Source organism: Nostoc sp. DSM 114167, assembly GCF_052692655.1.
In genome coordinates this window covers 2,195,438-2,212,217 of the sequence record NZ_CP195116.1, presented here as the reverse complement: position 1 = coordinate 2,212,217, position 16,780 = coordinate 2,195,438, and the positions used below count along the sequence as shown (strand labels likewise).

General features: G+C 42.0%; 12 protein-coding genes. 3 read left to right on the top strand and 9 right to left on the bottom strand.

Translation table 11 applies throughout. The annotated features are described in order from the left end of the window. Positions 1 to 9: 9 nt before the first annotated feature. Both NSTC731_RS09470 and argJ read left to right on the top strand, forming a co-directional pair. Positions 10 to 1,524 carry an ATP-binding protein gene (locus tag NSTC731_RS09470; RefSeq protein WP_445630587.1) on the top strand — a complete coding sequence of 505 codons (1,515 nt, stop codon included), beginning with the start codon at positions 10 to 12 and terminating at the stop codon, positions 1,522 to 1,524. Between the two features lie 286 nt (positions 1,525 to 1,810). Continuing rightward, positions 1,811 to 2,974 (top strand): bifunctional glutamate N-acetyltransferase/amino-acid acetyltransferase ArgJ, encoded by a 1,164-nt coding sequence (argJ, locus tag NSTC731_RS09465; protein WP_445630586.1) that lies wholly within the window; start codon positions 1,811 to 1,813, stop codon positions 2,972 to 2,974. A 188-nt stretch (positions 2,975 to 3,162) separates the two neighbouring features. On the opposite strand, the gene NSTC731_RS09460 is transcribed toward argJ, so the two are convergent. The 5 genes from NSTC731_RS09460 to NSTC731_RS09440 form a co-directional block, all read right to left on the bottom strand. Further along, on the bottom strand, positions 3,163 to 4,107 hold the full coding sequence (locus NSTC731_RS09460; protein WP_445630585.1) for an IS4/Tn5 family transposase DNA-binding protein: 945 nt from the start codon (positions 4,105 to 4,107) through the stop codon (positions 3,163 to 3,165). A gap of 309 nt (positions 4,108 to 4,416) precedes the next feature. Continuing rightward, complete coding sequence (locus NSTC731_RS09455) at positions 4,417 to 4,641, bottom strand: hypothetical protein (protein ID WP_445630584.1); 225 nt, start codon at positions 4,639 to 4,641, stop codon at positions 4,417 to 4,419. 184 nt (positions 4,642 to 4,825) lie between these two features. Further along, positions 4,826 to 7,015, bottom strand: a complete 2,190-nt coding sequence (locus tag NSTC731_RS09450; RefSeq protein ID WP_445630583.1) for a xanthine dehydrogenase family protein molybdopterin-binding subunit — start codon at positions 7,013 to 7,015, stop codon at positions 4,826 to 4,828. Positions 7,016 to 7,134: 119 nt separating this feature from the next. Continuing rightward, on the bottom strand, positions 7,135 to 8,112 hold the full coding sequence (locus NSTC731_RS09445; RefSeq protein ID WP_445630582.1) for an FAD binding domain-containing protein: 978 nt from the start codon (positions 8,110 to 8,112) through the stop codon (positions 7,135 to 7,137). Continuing rightward, entirely contained in the window at positions 8,099 to 8,647 is a 549-nt protein-coding gene (locus NSTC731_RS09440; RefSeq protein ID WP_445630581.1) for a (2Fe-2S)-binding protein, read from the bottom strand. Before NSTC731_RS09440 ends, NSTC731_RS09445 begins: the two co-directional genes overlap by 14 nt. A 699-nt stretch (positions 8,648 to 9,346) precedes the next feature. On the opposite strand from NSTC731_RS09440, the gene NSTC731_RS09435 reads away from it, so the two are divergent. Beyond that, on the top strand, positions 9,347 to 10,537 hold the full coding sequence (locus NSTC731_RS09435) for an FAD-dependent oxidoreductase (RefSeq protein ID WP_445630580.1): 1,191 nt from the start codon (positions 9,347 to 9,349) through the stop codon (positions 10,535 to 10,537). A 424-nt stretch (positions 10,538 to 10,961) separates the two neighbouring features. Here NSTC731_RS09435 and NSTC731_RS09430 read toward each other — a convergent pair whose 3' ends face one another. The 4 genes from NSTC731_RS09430 to leuC form a co-directional block, all read right to left on the bottom strand. Then, on the bottom strand, positions 10,962 to 11,471 hold the full coding sequence (locus NSTC731_RS09430) for a DUF6174 domain-containing protein (protein WP_445630579.1): 510 nt from the start codon (positions 11,469 to 11,471) through the stop codon (positions 10,962 to 10,964). Between the two features lie 548 nt (positions 11,472 to 12,019). Beyond that, the gene (locus NSTC731_RS09425; RefSeq protein ID WP_445630578.1) at positions 12,020 to 13,564 is read right to left on the bottom strand and encodes a calcium-binding protein; all 1,545 of its coding nucleotides are present in this window, start codon (positions 13,562 to 13,564) and stop codon (positions 12,020 to 12,022) included. 985 nt (positions 13,565 to 14,549) lie between these two features. Beyond that, positions 14,550 to 15,158: a 3-isopropylmalate dehydratase small subunit gene (leuD, locus tag NSTC731_RS09420; protein ID WP_445630577.1), complete on the bottom strand. Its 609-nt coding sequence runs from the start codon at positions 15,156 to 15,158 to the stop codon at positions 14,550 to 14,552. A 179-nt stretch (positions 15,159 to 15,337) separates the two neighbouring features. Continuing rightward, on the bottom strand, positions 15,338 to 16,741 hold the full coding sequence (leuC, locus tag NSTC731_RS09415; RefSeq protein ID WP_445630576.1) for a 3-isopropylmalate dehydratase large subunit: 1,404 nt from the start codon (positions 16,739 to 16,741) through the stop codon (positions 15,338 to 15,340). Positions 16,742 to 16,780: the final 39 nt, after the last annotated feature.

The following is a 16,780-nucleotide window of genomic DNA, read 5'->3' as shown; positions in this document are numbered from 1 at the left end:
TAATCAAAGATGACAAAGGCAAAAATTTTAGTTGTCGAAGATGAAGCTATTGTTGCTAAAGACTTACAATATCGGCTTAATAAATTTGGTTATATAGTGCCTGCTATTGCTTCTTCAGGAGAAGAAGCGATTAATATAGCAATAGAAATATCTCCAGATTTAGTACTGATGGATATCAAGCTTAAAGGCTCAATGGACGGGATAGAAGCTGCTGAAGAAATCTATAAGCGTTTGGATATTCCAGTAATTTATTTGACTGCTTATGCAGATGAGAACACATTGGAACGAGCTAAGATAACTGAGCCGTTTGCCTACCTACTGAAACCTTTTAAAGAAAGAGAACTACAAACAAATATTGAAATAACTTTGACTAAGCATGGTTTGGAAAAGCAATTAAAAGTTAATAAAAAATGGCTGGATGCACTGTTAAAAAGTATCAGCGATGGTGTAATTGCTAGCGATTTACAAGATTTAATTACTTTTATGAATCCGGTTGCGGAAAATCTGACTGGATGGAAACAAGAAGAAGCTTGTGGCAGAAATTCCTCAGAGATATTTAATATTGCTAATGGCGAAACTCATAACTCTATTGAAAGTCCGATTATAAAAGTTCTTCAAGATGGTACTATCTTTCATCTCCCCCCAGAAACAATTCTGATTAATAAAGATGGTGCCGAAATACCAATTGATGACAGCGCTGCACCAATTAAAGATGACAAAGATAATATTACAGGTGCTGTATTAGTGTTTCGAGATATTACTGAGCGCAAACGAGCGATTGAGGCGCGTCAAAAGCAAATCGAGCAAGAGCAACTTGTGGTGCAATGGGAAGAGATAAATCAACTCAAAAATGACTTTTTGAATTTAGTTTCTCACGAACTGCGATCGCCTCTGAGTAATATCAAGATGATGATTCAAATGATACAACTATCTAATAGTACTGAGGATACTCAACGCTATCTAAAATTAATCGAAAGCGAGTGCGATCGCGAACTAGAATTAGTTAACGATCTACTAGACTTACAACGGCTAGAAAGCTCATCCTATCCAGTTATTACACCTGATGCGTTGCTCTTACAACAGTGGTTACTTTGGGTTATCGAGCCGTTTCAAATTCGTGTTCAACAACATCAGCAAACTCTACAGACGAATCTCCCTGCAAATCTCCCGCCGCTATTGTCAGATGGCATTAGCTTGGAACGCATTATAGTAGAATTGCTCAATAATGCCTGTAAATACACACCGCCAGGTGGTGAAATTGTCTTAAGTGTAAGTCACAATTCCTCGGAAACACCTGCAAAAACAATTATTACTGTTAGTAATTCAACAGAAATTCCGATAATAGAGTTACCACGGATATTTGATAAATTTTATCGTATACCCAATGCAGATATCTGGAATCAAGGTGGTTCGGGTTTAGGTTTATCTATAGTCCAGAAATTAGTGGAACAATTACAAGGAAACATTCAAGTAGAAAGTGGCAAAGGATGGACTACATTCACTCTTACATTAATTGATTTATAGTACTCAATAATCCAGAAATTGCTATAGTAATCCTAAATGAGATTGTAAAAATTTTTGTTATGGTTGTCCTTGGTCATTTGTCATTACAAAGGACAAATGACAAATACTTCGACTCCCAACTCTTGGAGAGGCTGCGCCCGAAGCGTAGCTATGCCGCAGGCTTTACGACTACGCTACCTCGACTCCGCTCGGCACAAGTCAGGGCAAGTCGCTCAGTACAAGTGACAAATGACTAATGACTGAACTTGATATGAGATAATTAAACCAAATTATTAAATATCGAAAAATGTCATTAACTATATCTTCTACACCTCAAGGTTTTAGTGCATTCATCACGAATTTAGGAATACGAGATACAACTGATGATTTTGTATTGATTAAATCATCAGTTCCTTGTGTTGCAGATGGAGTTTTCACTCAAAGTCTTTTTGCTGGGCCAAGTGTTACTATTAGCCGCGATAATTTAAAAGATTCACAAGCACAAGCAATTGTCGTTATATCTAAAAATGCAAATGTAGCTAATGGTTCTGTTGGCATCGCTGACGCCCAAGAAGTTCTACAATTAGTGGCAACTGAAACTGGAATTGCTGCACATAATATCGCGATCGCTTCTACAGGTGTAATTGGCAGACGTTACCCCATTGAAAAAATCCGGGCTGGTTTATTGGGATTGGGCAAAAAATTGACTGATGCTGATTTTCATGCCGCCGCTCGTGGTATTATGACCACCGATACAGTAGCGAAACTAGCTACACGACAAATAGGAAATGCCAAGCTAGTAGGAATTGCTAAAGGTGTTGGCATGATTGAGCCAAATATGGCTACTCTCCTAACTTTCTTTTTTACTGACGCTGCAATTTCTGCAAATAGCCTTCGTTCTATTTTTCGTTCTACTATAGATAAAACTTTTAATTGCCTGAGTGTAGACACTGACACTTCTACTAGTGACTCTGCTGTAATTTTAGCTAATGGTTTAGCTGGTGAAGTTTCAGAACCAGATTTTGCTAAGGCATTGCAAGAAGTTGCACAGGAATTAGTGCTGAAAATTGCACGAGATGCAGAAGGTGCTACTAAAATAATTGAAGTAACAGTAGATTCAGCGATTAACTATACACAAGCTAAAACAGTAGCGAAAGCAATTGTAAATTCCCCATTAGTAAAAACTGCTGTTTATGGAGCAGATCCGAATTGGGGAAGAGTTGCTATGGCTATAGGCAAATGTGAAAATGAACAGCAGATAAATCCAGATAAAGTAGTTATTAGTTTTGATAAGATAAAAGTTTATCCTAGTAGCTTAACTGAAGAAAATCTAGAACAGTTACGGCAAATTATGTCTCAAGATAAAGTAGATATTCATGTTAGCCTGAATATTGGCGATGCCTCTGCAACTGTATGGGGTTGCGATCTTTCAGAGGGTTATATAGAAATTAATGGTAAATACTCAACTTGATTAAACTTCTTGCACAAATGTAAAATTTGCCCTCATCCCCCAACCCCTTCTCCCAATTTTGGGAGAAGGGGAGCGAATTTCAAAGTCACTCTGTCAAACTTGGGAGACTTCTTGGATAAGTCGAATAGACCCCCCTTAATCCCCCTGATATATTGGCTACCGTGTATACACAAGTCAAATTACCCCCCTTAATCCCCCCTTATAGAATCCACGTCCATTTCACCCGACTCTTCCCAAACACGTATACACCAGCCATCAATCGGCTGTTGTTTTCTTTCACTACCCGTTGTAGGTGGTTGAATTGTTAGGGCTGACCAAGCAACTTGTAAATCCACACAACGTTTAGGTTCACCATTGCGACCACGTAGCACGAGCGTCTTGGTTGACATTGGTGACAAGGCACGAGCGAAAGCTTTGAGGTATCCTTTTGTACCGTCTGGTTTAGTAATTACACGATTTTGAGTTACCCGCAGTAAGCAGTGCCAGCGTAGTCCAATCACACGTCGGATATATGAAAAAATATCACTGCCTCTGTCTCCAACACTTACCCACATTGAATCTAGCTGTGGAGCTTCTCCGATTGATTCGACCATCTGCGACCAAATTTCACCCTCACTTTCGCTTCTGAGTAATTCCTGTGAAATGTTCTCGATTTTTTGGTTCTGGCTATCACTGCCACGTACCCAAGGTATTTGTCCTGCCAGTCCCAATATCTCTGGGTTTCCTGGTACTGGTACTACTGCCAAGCAATTGTGCAGCATAATTCCTCGCCCTTTCCCATCGCCTATATGTCCTAACCCCTTGATATTTCGCGCTGATGTGTAGTCTAGTTCTGATGTGTCTTGGATAAATAGGACGACTGAGCCTGAGCTATTTTTAGCGATCGCTTTTGTTGCTGTTGTATGGGGCTTAATCAACTCACTGTGAGTCACCTCTTCTTCTGCAAATAGTCTGTAGGCTGCTCTGACTTCATTCCAACCTGACATAATATTTGGCAGACTTGCTTCGGGGTTGGCGGCAATTGCTGCTCCCACTGCGATCGCTCTATCTGTACGACGACTATCCCCTAATTCGGTATCTCCCCATTGCTCAACTGCCCAAGCATTGAGGTTTCTGAAATTTTTCAACTTCATACTCTGACTCTATTACACCTCTACCTCACTTTAAAATATGTTGGTAATGACAAGCCTTTATAAGGGGAGGGTTAGGGTGGGGTAAAACCGTGATTTATCAGCTATTTCAGATTTGTGTATACACCGTAGCTCCGAGGCGGAGAGGGGCAAAAATATTCTTAGTTGACAACGAAAAAATTAGGGTTTTGTCTCGTTCTCATGCTCTGCATGGGAATGCTCTTCGTTGAGGCTCTGCCTCCAATTTAGCATTGAGTCAGAGACTCAATGAAATGCATTCCCAGTCGAAGACTGGGAACGAGGAAAGTCTTATCAAGCTAGGTTTTTAGGAGTTGTGTATACACGGTAGCCGCCTCGGAGAGGGGTTGGGGAGAGGTTCATCGAACTCACGTTAATATCAATAAGAAACATTGGAATATTCCTGGCAAACATTGCAATATTCATGACAAACATTGCAATATTCCTGACAAACATTGCAATATTCCTGGCAAACATTGCAATATTTCTGGCAAACATTGCAATATTCCTGGCAAACATTGCAATATTCCTGACAAACATCACGATATTAATACGAAATATTGCAACATAACTAATTAGGCGGACATGATATTACAGCTATTTTCAGCTAAATAGACCGCGCGGTAGGGGCGCAAGGGCTTGCACCCCTACAACAGATGTGGTTCAAATAGATGATTTCTGCTGTAATTACCAACCGATTCATTCACAACAACTTATCTGGTGTAATTGGCAGATCGCGAATCCGCTTACCTGTGGCATGATAAACTGCATTAGATACGGCAGCCGCTACCCCCACAATCGGCAGTTCCCCCAAGCTTTTGGTTCCTAGTGCATTCACATAAGGATCGCGTTCTTCAATAAATTGCACTTCCATATTGGGGATATCTGCATGAACCGGAATCAGGTAATCGGAAAGGTTAGCACCAACTATTCTGCCCTGATTAGCATCTATTACAGTTTTCTCCATCAGCGCCATACCGATTCCCCAGGTAATTCCGCCGATAACTTGACTGCGTGCTGTCTTGAAGTTGAGAATTCGCCCTGCATCATAAACGCCTACGCAACGTCTAACTTTGATTTCTCCTAACAATTCATCAACTGCAACTTCCACAAATATCGCCCCAAAAGAATGTTTGGCATATTGTTGGCTCTCTGGGTTGAGTGACGATTCCTCTGTAACTTCTAAACTTTCTAATCCATGACGGCACAGAATATCGGTGTAGCTGTCTCGCTTCGATGGATCTTGTTTTAAAAATATTTGCCCTGACTCAACGGCAATATCTTCTGGTTGCGAACCGTAAAGCAAAGAATTTGCATCTGCGATCGCCATTTTAATTATCTTATCCCGTGCGGCGATCGCAGTTTGATGCACCGCCGGCGAAACACTCGCAACGGTAACTGAGTTCCCTGTAATCGGGGCTTTGGGAAGATTAGTATCACCTAATTCAAACTGCACTGGTAATCCCAAGACTTCAGCAGCTACCTGCGTCATCACTGTGTAAGTACCAGTACCGATGTCTTGAGTACCACTTTGTACTTTCACTTCTCCAGTGGCAAAAATTTCTACCTTGACTGATGCAGTTCTAGCATTGGTGGGAAATGTCGCACTTGCCATTCCCCAACCAATCAGGAAATGATTGTCTCGCATGGAACGAGGAACTGGATGGCGTTGTGCCCATCCAAAAATTTCTGCTCCTTTCTGGTAACATTCTTTCAGGGATTTACTTGACCAAGGTAATCCTTTGTGCGGGTCGATATCTGCATGATTTCTCAGTCTTAGTTCAATTGGGTCAATATTTAAGGTATGTGCCAATTCATCCATTGCCGATTCTAAGGCAAACATTCCCGGCGCTTCTCCTGGCCCCCGCATAAAGGTTGGTGTGCCGGCGTCGATCCGTCCCAAACGGTATTTAATTTTTAAATTGGCACAGGCGTACATCATGGTTGTTGCTGCACCCACTGGTTCGGCAAAGTCATCAAATGTGGAAGTTAAAGATGTCCCAATTTGCTCGATTACAGTTAGTTTACCTTCTTTAGTTGCACCTAATGTTAGCTGCTGCTGAGTTTCAGAACGGTGGCCGCAAGCAGTGTACATTTGCGATCGCGTTAGCACAATTTTTACAGGGCGTTTTACTTGCCGAGCGGCGATCGCTGCTAAAATCGTATGCGATCGCAGCAGCGCTTTACAACCAAATCCGCCGCCTAAATATTTGGAGATGACGCGGACATTTTCTTCGGGAATATTCAGAATAGATGCGATTCGGCCTTGGGTTGCAGAAACGCCTTGAGTAGTTTCATACAGCGTCAAGTTATCCCCTGACCAAATTGCGATCGTTGCAGAAGGTTCTAGGGGATTATGATGTTCTACTGGCGTGGTATAAACTTGCTCTACTAAGACATCAGCTTGGGCTTTCCCCGATTCAATATCGCCTCTGGTGGTTTTAGCTGGCATCATGCCAAAAAATATTGATTCGGGTTCAAATATCTCTGTATGTGCCATTGTGACTGTCGGAATGGCTTCTTCGTAGATAATTTTTATCATAGAGGCAGCAGTTTCGGCTTCTTCTAAAGTTTGGGCAATTACAACCCCCAGATGTTGGCCATCGTAGTAGATATTATGGTCTTTTTCAGTTGACTGAGGTTGTGGAGGCCCAAAGAAAGGTATTTTTACCAGAGATGGGGTTTGTTGGTAAGTAACGACATCTAGTACACCAGGAGAGACTGCGGCTACGGATGTGTCTATTTGGATAATTTTACCGCTGGCGATCGCGCTTTGAAAAATCACTCCATAAGTTAAATTCTCGATTGGCACATCGGCTGTGTAAGGCGCTTCTCCCGTTACTTTCAGCTTACCATCAACGCGATCGAGTGGTTTCCCAATAATTTTATTCATATCAATTAATTATTACTCCTCTTCCTTGTCTCCCTTGTCTCCCTAGTCCCCCTAGTCCCCCTTGTCTCCCTTGTCTCCTTGTCCCCCTTGTCCCCTTGTCCCCTAGTCCCCCTAGTCCCCTACTCCCCTTCTGCTACAACTGAAAGTGCGCGTACCAAAGCGCGTTTGACTAACTCAATTTTAAATTGATTGTGCGTTTGCGGTTTTGCTGCTTTGACGGCTGCTACTGCTGCGGCTGTAAAGATATCTTCGTTAATTGCTTTTTCTTTGAGAAATTCCTCAGCTTCCCTTGCACGCCAAGGTTTGGGTGCTACTCCTCCAAAAGCGATACGTGCTGATTTGATCGTGTCTTGTTCTATATCTAAAGCAACAGCTACGGAAACGAGAGCAAATTCGTAGGAAGCTCGATCTCTTACTTTTAAATAATGGGATTTATAGGCAAAATCTGGAACTTCAATCGCCACAATTAATTCTCCAGGCTGTAATAGAGTTTCTTTTGCTGGTGTGTCGCCTGGTAAGAGATAAAAATCATGAATTGAAATTCGCCGTGATGTTTCTATTCCTTGGATGCAAATCACTGCATCTAATGCCGTCAAAGCTACAGCTAAATCGGAAGGATGAACGGCTATGCAATGTTCGCTAGCTCCGAAAATGGAATGCATTCGATTGTAACCTGTAATTGCCGAACAACCTATACCGGGAGTGCGTTTATTACAAGGAAAAACCGGATCGCGAAAGTAAGCGCAGCGGACTCGTTGCAGTAAATTACCGCCTACTGTTGCCATATTTCGCAGTTGCGGTGAAGCGCTTTGTAATAAAGCTTGGCTAATTACCGGATAACATTCCTGAATTTGGGGATGAAAAGCCACATCGCTCATTCGAGAAATCGCACCAATGCGGATTCCCTGAGGTTGAGATTCAATATCTGCTAAGGGCAAACTATTAATATCAATTAATATATTCGCTGTTTGGACTCCATCCTTCATTAACCCCAGTAAATCTGTGCCACCAGCAATAAATGCAGCAGTTTTGTCTTGCTCAACTGTGGCGATCGCCACTTCTTCTGAGGTAACTTTAGCATAACTAAATGGCTGCATCTTGCTTTTCCTCTAGCACATCCCGAATAGCCGCAATAATATTTGGATATGCTCCACAACGGCAAAGGTTTCCACTCATATTTTCTCGAATTTCTGCTTCAGATTTTGGTAATTCTTCTAATATCATCCCTACGGCTGAGATAATTTGACCTGATGTACAGTAGCCACATTGAAAAGCATCATGGGTAATAAAGGCTGTTTGCATAGGATGGAGTTGACCATCTTGTGCTAATCCTTCAATTGTGGTAATTTCAGTACCGATATGCATGATTGCCAAAGTCATACAAGAGTTAATTCGTCGATTATTAACTAATACAGTACATGCACCACATTCACCGCGATCGCAAGCTTTTTTAGTGCCCATCAAACCCAGCTTTTCTCGAAGTGCATCTAGTAATGTAACACGAGGTTCTATTTTCAAGGAGTAAGATGTATTATTAACATTCAGTGATAATTCTACTTCTTCTGAAGCGAATATTTTCACTTCCTGGGTAAGTGAGTCTGAAGTTCTTGAAGCTAAAGAATTTTCTTTCATATCTCATGTAGATAATAATTACATCATTTACTATACTAGCGATAAAAGTCTGCGGTGGTTCTAGCGTTACTTCCTGACATTTAGAATCCAAGGTAACGGCAATAACGGATGGCAAAAGGCATAAAGTCAGATTTGGTAAATGAATCTCCTATAGGACTAGTATTTGATTTTTGAAATTACTCGTAGAGGCAGGGAACAGGGAACAGGCAATAGGCAATAGGCAATAGGGAAGAAGAGGATTATAAGTGTACGGATTTTTTTCAGAAATAAAACCGGATTCCTCTAGTTATACTAAACTCCTGATAAATTCTGACTTCTGACTAACTTCGGCTCATTTCGGCTACGCGGTAATTGAGCGTAGTCGAAATTCAATGACCAACGCTCGGCGACTACCTGGGTGCTGAATTATTACGTCAAATTTAATGAATTTATCGCTCAAATCGGCGTAATGGTATTTATTTGCGTTTGTCGAATTAGGAAAAAATGCTGAAGCGTGCAGTTTTTGTTACTACCAGCAACCGCAAAATCGATCGCAATCCATTAGAATACGAATTCAGGTTGATTCTTAAGGAAGATTGACTAAAAAACTATTTAGGAGTCAAAGTAATAACTGTGGATCTAGCCAAAAGATCGAGTTGCCTTCAGGCATGGAATAAGTGTATATATTCACGGGAATATTCAAAATTCTGACTGAATAATATGAACACAAACACTCAGAAATTCTCTCAACCCATAGTAGAGAAAGTTGCTATTGTCGGTGCTGGCCCAGGCGGTTTAGCTGCGGCGATCGCACTGAGAAGCCAAGGGATAGAGGTGCAAGTATACGAAAAAGCCCAAGAATTTCGTCCGGCGGGAACTGGACTCGGACTAGCTCCCAACGGCTTGAATTCTCTAGATGCGATCGCGCCGGGAATTGTCGAAACTCTCAAAAGTTCGGGATGCGAAGTTCACCACACGGTTTTAAAGAGTATTCAAGGAGAAACAATTCGGACTAGCGCCACTAAATATTTAGAGCAATACGGACAACCGTTATTGACTGTTTGGTGGTATCGTCTACAACAAGTCTTAGCATCGAGATTGCCGTCTGATATCGTTCACCTCAATCATCGCTGCATCGGTTTTGAACAAGATGCAAACGGTGTAAAAATTCATTTTGATGGCAAAAAATCGGTAGATGCAGATTTGCTGATTGGGGCTGATGGCGTTAACTCTGTCATCAGAGAAACTTTATTTGGCGAGGGTAAGCCTAATTATATCGGTAGTATGTGTTGGCGTGCTGTCATTGAGTATCGCCACGAGCTATTTAATGACTATGAACTAGTTTTTGCCAAAGGCAATCAACAGTTTATGTACCTTTTGAATGTGGGTGGCGGCTATACCAGTTGGATTAGTCGCAAGTTCTCGCCTGAGTATTCCCTTTCGCACAGCGCTGATGAAGTGAAGTCTCGTATTCTCCATGAATTAGCCGACTGGGATAAATCTTTCCGGGAAGTGGTAGAAGCGACACCCGCCGAGGAAATTTGGGAAGGGCCGATTTGCGATCGCCCACCGTTAACTCAATGGAGTCAAGGCAGAGTCACTCTCTTAGGCGATGCTGCTCACCCAATGGCACCTGCAATGGGACAAGGAGCCAATACCACTTTTGAAGATGCATACCAACTACGAGAGTGTTTTTCTGATTCAGCTAATCTGCAAGAAGCTCTGACTAGCTACGAACAGTGTCGCATCGAGCGGACAAAACTCATTCAAGCTCGTAGTGCCTTGGGTGAAATGCGGTACTACGACATTAACACCGTGGCATCTACTGGGCAGACGCAAGAGCGGCAAATGAGTATGAATGATGATTTTCACAAATGGGTGTACGAATTTAAGCCATCTGTAAAAAGTTAAATTCTAGTCTGGTATTAGTAAAAAGTTACTTCGTTCGCAACTAGTGTATAAACCTACAGCAAACCCTAATCTTATCGAGTAATTTGAGACTAGCAGAAGTAACTGTTTTTAGTCAAGCCCTCAAACACAATAAATTCGTTGAATAATTGGGAATTAGTCGCACAAAATCAATATAACTTAATCAAAGTGTTAATTTTTGTGAAAAGCTAATAGCTATCCAATACAGTTCAGAATGAGCAACAAAATCCAGATGTAGAGACGCGATTTCTCGCGTCTTGAAAAACCAATTATCTACACAAATGACCTTTAACTCAAGTGTATTGGATCGCTATCAGCTTTTTGGGGTAAATTGAAGTATTAAATCTCGCTTTGGAGTTGCTAATTTACCCCTATTTCCGGTCGACATTAAGCGCAAGTAATCAGTTTAGCGTGTAGTTTTCAGTTCTTGAAAATTCTCAATTGTCAAAAAGATTTCTTCATCAGCTATTTGACTATTGTAATCGATATTAATTTTAGTGGGATAGCCAAGTTTAGCATTGTATTCTACATCCAGGTTGAATGCCTTACGGTTGATAGCATCTTGAATCACATTAAAGAGTTCGGGAATTGTATCGTATTTTTGAAAGAATTCTGGATTAACTGGTTTACCAGTTGCTACAGAAGTGACTGAAATTGGTTGACCATTACGTACTCGAATAACTACTGGCCCTCTAGCATCTGGTATGCAGAAGCAACTGTTGCTAACCGTAATACTATAGTTATAAATATTTGCCCGCTCCCACAAACGCTTATTAAATTTCAATCGTCTTGAATTCAAGCTATTATTCGCTTGCGTTTGATATTGTGCTTTCTCTACGCTAGTTTCGGATATAGCTGGTAGGTTCATACTTAAAGAAAGCAATAGGGTTGCACTGATGATGGTAGGTAAACGCATATTAATCGATTTATTAGGTTACAAAATCTTCCTATTATTATGTTACAGCAAATTTTAACTTATTTACAAAGATGATATTTGAATAAACTTTATCTTAGAATTAACTTTTTATGTAGATAAATAAAGCTGTATTTTGAAAAATATCCATTTATAATCTAACTTTCAATACATAAATTAGGAACTTTTTTGGAATATTTTAGATCGCCCAAAATTGCCTCATTTTCCAAAGCAATAGACTTCTTGGTTGGCATTTGTCAGGATAAAGGGCAAGGGGAAAAGGGTAAAGAAACTCAAAATCCTTTCCCTTTAACCAAAACCTTTTCCCTAAAAGTGCAAAAACATATTTTTGCAAGAGGTCTAATGTCTACGGCTGACTACGCCTTTGCAGCCTCGTACTTCATGCAAAGAAAACTGCTGTATAATCCTCCTCATCCTTGAAGTATGAGGAGGATTCAATTATTTTTAATTAGCAATCATCAATGTTGCTAATTAGAATTTCGCTGTCAGCTTGCAGACATACCTTAGCTTCTATGGATTTTGAGAGATGTTTACGCAACAATCTCAAAGTTTGTCGCTGATAATAATGGTGGGGCTGTGAATTGATTGTTATCGTTATCAATGTTGGCAAACAAACTACCTGTCCCATAGCCTGGTGATGTCAAGTTTTGGTTGAAGAACAAGTTGCCAGTTCCAAGACTGTAAGTAATGAGTCCAGAGCTAGTTGCAGCTGCTGCATCATTAGCTACTATCTTAATTTGGGACAGATTATTGAGTCCGGTAAAAGTTGTCTTATCAAGGACAATTTTATCGCTAAAGTAGCTGAAGTCAGTAATTTTATCTACACCGAGATCGGCACCATTGTACCCAGCACCTGAGTTGAATACAAAGCGATCGCTACCAGCACCACCAGTCAGAATGTCATTACCTTTACCACCTCGTAAAATATCATTACCAGCATCTCCATAGAGTAAGTCATTGCCAGCACCACCATAGAGAACGTCATTCCCCTCACCACCGAAAGCTCTCAACGGTGTCGTTGTGCCACTACCATCAAGGAAGTCATTGCCAGCCCCGCCTGTGAACCAGACTGCATTTACAGAAGTTCCTGACAGGTTGTTGACATCGAGGATGTCATCACCGCCACCACCATTGATTTCAAACCTCTCTGCACTGTCTACAGTCAGAGTGAAGGGAACCAAGTTCAGGCGATCGAAGATTGCTCTGCCTTGAGCATCTTGTTCTAGGCGGAAGTTGTCTCCCACACCTGCGCCGTTGACCTCAACCACGTCAAAGCCAGCATTGCCACTGATTCTATCGCTACCGTCACCATTGTTCCAGATCAGGCGATCGTTGCCGTTTCCGCCAGTAAAGGTGTCGTTGCCACGATTTCCGAGTATAGTATCGTTGCCGTCCCCACCAGATAGAAAGTCGATACCATCCCCACCTCGTAACAGGTCATTACCTGTATCACCATAGAGGTTATCATTGCCAGTACCACCTGTCAGGCTGTCATTATCCTCACCACCCAAGGCTCTTAACGGTGTCGCTGTACCACTACCATCAAGCAAGTCATTTCCAGCCCCGCCTGTGAACCAGACTGCATTTACAGAAGTTCCTGACAGGTTGTTGACATCGAGGGTGTCATCACCACCCCCACCATTAATTTCAAACCTCTCTGCACTGTCTACAGTCAGAGTGAAGGGAACCAGGTTCAGGCGATCGAAGATTGCTCTGCCTTGAGCATCTTGTTCTAGGCGGAAGTTGTCTCCCACACCTGCGCCGTTGACCTCAACCACGTCAAAGCCAGTATTACCGCTCATTCTATCGCTACCGTCACCATTGTTCCAGATCAGGCGATCGTTGCCGTTTCCACCGATGAAGGTGTCGTTACCACGATCTCCGATTAGGGTATCATTCCCGTTCCCACCGGATAGAAAGTCGATACCATTCCCACCTCGTAACAGGTCATTACCAGCATTTCCGAAAAGGCTGTCATTTCCATCCAAACCATTGAAGTTATCAGAAGCGCCATTACTAATACCTACATCTGCACCATTAGTCGGGCCTGGGCCTGGAATCCAAGTTACTGCCATGATTAATACTCCTAATTCTTAATTTATTTAAGTGAACAATGAGTTACTAATACTTCATTTATAGGAAAAGTATAGAAGTACTAGTTTCTCTCTATGAACTAGAAAACTTATAGTTTTTAGCTGCTAAGTATTAATCAGAGATATTTTCTTCTTTTATGCAGAAATTAGTTTTTGTAAAACTTCTTCACTATGAATTTTAGAGACATACCTGACTGTATCCTGACTTTTCACGTCATTTCAAAAAGAAAGATTAACTCGTGAATGCCTTTTGCAAACTAGCTTTCAACTGATTGAACGATTTTCACTAAAGTTCAAACAAATGTAAGTAACGTTGAACAAATGACAAGATTAAATACTAATCCGTATTCATATTGTGACTTTGCTGACAACTGCTTAATTCGGTGGCTAGCATTAATAAGTGGGTGTTGATATGTAAAACATGGTAAGTTTTTATTCAAATATTTGTAGGTATTAGTGATTTTAAAGTATCTAATAAAAATCAATTCATTTAGCGATCGACCTGGATTTTTGTTGAAGTTTGAGCATTTTTTTTACATTTACTCTCAAACAATTATTTATCCAGTGAGTAAAATGTAATACTTTAATCTGATTCAATATTTTGGTTCTAGATTTACGTAAATTCGACGGCTTATATCGTGTCCGCAAAATTGCCCATAATAAAAGAACCTCACCCTGGTTTTGCTAGGCAAAGCCTGTCCCTCTCCTTGAGCAGAGGGATGTACCATAGGACAGGGTGAGGCTTAGGACTTTTGGGTAATCAGATTACTTGTGTGTACACCGTAAGCCTACTAAGAGAAAGTCCACGCAATACGATTTGGTTAAAGACCGACTGATTATTGTAGAGAAGGCGATTCATCGCGTCTCTTGCCTTAACCAAATAATATTTAGAATCTACACAGGAATCACAAGTAATTTATCGAAGATGATATCATTCCCTGCCTGTCAGTCAGGGAATGAGAAAATACTAACTCGCGGCTAAATTACCCCAACTGACGTAGGGTAATTTTGTAGCTGTTGCTCGAACTTGGTCAGCGTTAGCTACTAACTGACCGCAAGCATCCCAAGTTCCAGAAATGAAGGTGCTTCTTGTCCCTTCTTCGATCGCAACTGAAACAATATAATTATCAATTTGCACTTGCAAGGTTTCCAGATTCACTGTCACGGCGGCTTGGGGATTGGCAGCAACTAACTCTTGTAGTTGTTTAACATCAGCAGCATCGGCTGTTAGACAAGGTATGCCCATTGCCACACAGTTACCAAAAAAGATTTCCGCGAAGCTTTCACCGATTAAAGCTTGGATTCCCCATTTGGCGATCGCTTGGGGTGCATGTTCTCGTGATGAACCACAGCCAAAGTTACGGTTGACTATTAAAATATTCGCCCCTTTGTATTGGGGTTGGTCAAAGGGATGTTCGCCTTTGAGTGCTGTCCGATCATCAATAAATGCGCCTTCGCCTAACCCATCGAAGGTAACGGCTTTCAAATATCGCGCGGGAATAATGCGATCGGTATCTATATCATTGCCTACTAAGGGGATACCGCGCCCTGAAACTGTTTTAACTTCACTCACCATAAATTTTATATCTATTCTTTCAATGACAGCCTGTTGAAAAAGGGACTGGAGACTAGGGGAGGTGAGGGGCAGGGGAAAAGGTTAAAGGGTAAAGGGTAAAGGGTAAAGGCTAAAGGGATAAATTTAACCTTTCCCCCTTACCCCTTTCCCTTTCCCCAATGCCCAATGCCCCTCTATAATTACAAGAGTTCACGGACATCAGAGACTTCGCCTTTAATGGCAGCAGTGGCGACCATCGCCGGACTCATTAACAATGTCCGACCGGAGGAGGAACCCTGTCTTCCTTTAAAGTTGCGGTTGGAGGAAGAGGCGCTGATTTGTCTTCCTTGTAGCTTATCGGGGTTCATCGCCAAGCACATAGAACATCCCGGTTCGCGCCACTCAAATCCGGCTTCTTGAAAGATTTTATCCAGTCCTTCCGCTTCCGCCTCTTCTTTGACCCGTTCGGAACCAGGGACAACGAAGGCTTTGATTCCCTCTGCTACGTGGCGACCTTTGGCAATTTTCGCAGCTTCTCGCAAATCACTAATTCTGCCGTTGGTGCAACTCCCAATAAAGCAGACATCGATTTTAGTACCCTTGATCGGTTGACCGGGATATAAATCCATGTAGCGGTAAGCTTCTTCGGCAATAAATCGGTCTTCTTCTAGCAGTTCTTCTGGCTGAGGCACTGACTGGTGGACACCGATACCTTGACCGGGAGTAATCCCCCAGGTGACGGTAGGGGGAATTTCGGCAGCATTGAATATCACCACATCATCATATTGGGCATCAGCATCGCTCTTGATGGAATCCCACCAAGCTACTGCTTTATCCCAATCTGCATCTTTGGGTGCAAAATCTCTTCCCTTAAGGTAATCGTAAGTGACTCGATCGGGATTGACATAACCGCATCTAGCACCGCCTTCGATCGCCATATTGCAGACAGTCATCCTCTCTTCCATATTCATTTGCTCAAATGTAGTCCCTGCAAATTCGTAAGCATAGCCTACGCCACCTTTCACGCCAAGGGTGCGGATGATATGCAGAATGACATCTTTGGCGTAAACACCAGGGTTGAGAGTGCCGTTAACTTCGATTCTGCGGACTTTCAATTTCGAGAGGGCGAGGGTTTGGGAAGCGAGAACATCCCGAACTTGGCTAGTACCGATACCAAATGCGATCGCACCAAATGCACCATGACTGGAAGTATGGCTATCTCCACAAGCGATCGTCATTCCGGGTTGAGTCAGTCCGAGTTCGGGAGCGATCACGTGAACTATACCCTGGCTACCAGAACCAATATTGTAAAAAGTTATGTTATTTTCTTGACAATTTTGTTCGAGCGCCTGAATCATTTCTTCTGCCAAGCTATCCACAAAGGGACGCGCCTGGTTTTCTGTGGGCACAATATGATCGACTGTGGCGACGGTACGCTCTGGAAATAGTACTTTTAGACTTCTCTCGCGTAACATAGCAAAGGCTTGGGGACTGGTGACTTCATGAATTAAATGAAGCCCGATAAATAGTTGCGTCAGCCCTGAGGGAAGTGTACCGACGGTGTGTAAGTCCCAAACTTTATCAAACAGGGTACCTTTGCTCATACGTCAATCAGTATTTAAAGAGTCCGGTCTTAAATAGTA